This is a genomic window from Pedobacter sp. 01T416_2 (genome assembly GCF_056398925.1).
This window is the reverse complement of sequence record NZ_JBFTQI010000924.1, coordinates 1-2131: the sequence shown is the minus strand read 5'-3', so window position 1 is coordinate 2131 and position 2131 is coordinate 1. Positions and strand designations below refer to the sequence as shown.

Here is a 2131-nt window from a genome sequence, read left to right as displayed (position 1 = left end):
TACCACAGGTAAAGAAATCTGGGGGCAGTTGCGTTTAAAAAATCTTTCACCTGACGCTTTTGTAGCCGGAGTAGGAACCGGGGGAACTATTATGGGGGTAGGAAATTTCTTAAGAAAGCAAAATCCGGGTATTAAAATACATCCATTGGAGCCTGCAGAATCGCCGACCTTAACTACTGGTTATAAAGTGGGCAGTCATAGGATACAGGGTATTTCTGATGAATTTATCCCCGAAATCGTTAAACTGAACGAGCTGGATGAAGTGCTACAGGTAAACGATGGCGATGCCATACTCATGGCGCAAAAACTGGCCGAAAAACTTGGTTTAGCGGTAGGCATATCATCGGGCGCAAATGTAATCGGCGCCATAAAACAACAGCAAAAAATGGGTACAGAAAGCTGCGTAGTGACCATCTTTTCTGATAGCAACAAGAAATATTTAAGTACCGATTTAATGAAGGTAGAACCTGTTAAAACCGGATACATTAGCCCTGAAGTAGACTTTATCGACTACCAGGCCTTTAGCAGATTACATTAATTAGAACAATCAACAAATAAACCACAACATGAAAAAAATCACCATTTTATGCTGTGCCATATGCCTGATCAGCCTCAGCGCATACAGCCAGATTTTAAAACCTGTAACCTGGAGTTACGCAGCAAAAAAAACCGGGCCGAATACGGCTACTGTTTTCATTAAGGCCACCGTAGATCAGGGCTGGCACCTTTATTCGCAATTTGTTAAAGATGGCGGTCCGGTTAAAACAACCTTTAGTTTTCCATCATCAGGTGCTTATACCCTGGTTGGAAAAACCATCGAACCAAAAGCCATAACCAAATTCGAATCTACTTTTAAAATGGATGTAAGCTACTTCGAAAAATCAGTAGTATTTCAACAAAAAGTGAAGCTAAAAGGCAAAACCGCAACCATTAAAGGCAATGTAGAGTTTATGGTATGCGACGATAGGCAATGTTTACCACCAGAACAGGTAGATTTTAGCATTCCTGTAAAATAAGCGCAAAGAGCATATGATATCCTTAAAAAAAATCTGTCTCGGTTTGCTGTTCTGTTGCGCAATATCCTCAAATGGATATGCACAGGACAGCACAAATACCGAAGAACTGACTTTTACAGAGATTAAGCCAGAAGCAGCTGACAGCACAATTAAAGCAACTGATACTGTTGCTAAAATAGCTACTCCTGTTCCTGCTGCTACTCAAAAAAGCATTGCCCAACCAAAAGAAGAACACAAAACATTGTGGGGAATTTTTATTGCAGGTTTTGTTGGCGGTTTAGCAGCTTTGCTGATGCCTTGTATTTTCCCCATGCTGCCCCTTACGGTAAGTTTTTTTACTAAAGGATCAGAAAAAGGAAGGGCCTTTCGGCGCGCGGCACTCTATGGCTTTTTCATTATCCTCATTTATGTGGTGCTTGGGCTTTTGGTAACGGTAATTTTTGGTGCCGATGCCCTGAACAGCCTGTCTACTAATGGTATCTTTAACTTTTTCTTCTTCTTATTGCTGGTTGTTTTTGCAGCTTCGTTTTTAGGGGCATTCGAAATTACCCTGCCCTCTTCCTGGGTAAATAAAATGGATGCCAATTCAGACAAGGGCGGAATTGCGGGATTGTTTTTCATGGCCGGAACATTGGCCCTGGTATCTTTCTCCTGCACAGGCCCGATAATCGGTACACTACTGGTACAGGCAGCAACAACAGGGGCTTTACTAGGGCCCGCAATAGGCATGTTCGGTTTTTCCCTCGCCCTGGCCATTCCTTTTGCACTGTTTGCACTCTTTCCATCGGCAATGAACAAACTGCCGAAATCCGGCGGTTGGTTAAACAGTGTTAAAGTAGTATTGGGCTTTCTTGAACTTGCATTCGCATTAAAGTTTTTGAGCAATGTAGATCTAACCTACCACTGGGAGTGGTTTGACAGGGAAATATTCTTAAGCCTGTGGATTGTTATTTTCGGGATGATGGGCATCTATCTTTTGGGTAAACTGAAGTTTTCGCATGATAGTCCGCTGGCCTTCATCTCCGTACCAAGGCTTTTTTTGGCAATAATAGTTCTTGCCTTTACCGTTTACTTAATCCCTGGCATGTGGGGCGCACCGTTACGCAGTGTATCGG

The 2131-nt window shown here is 42.7% G+C and carries 3 protein-coding genes; all 3 read left to right on the top strand.

Translation table 11 applies throughout. The features are described from left to right. On the top strand, positions 1-538 hold a 538-nt coding region (locus tag AC1DPQ_RS25880), incomplete at its 5' end, for a PLP-dependent cysteine synthase family protein (RefSeq protein ID WP_477611325.1). 28 nt (positions 539-566) lie between these two features. Next, on the top strand, positions 567-1016 hold the full coding sequence (locus AC1DPQ_RS25875) for a protein-disulfide reductase DsbD domain-containing protein (RefSeq protein ID WP_477578753.1): 450 nt from the start codon (positions 567-569) through the stop codon (positions 1014-1016). 13 nt (positions 1017-1029) lie between these two features. After that, positions 1030-2131: protein-disulfide reductase DsbD family protein (locus tag AC1DPQ_RS25870; RefSeq protein ID WP_477611324.1), on the top strand; the 1102-nt coding region annotated here is incomplete at its 3' end.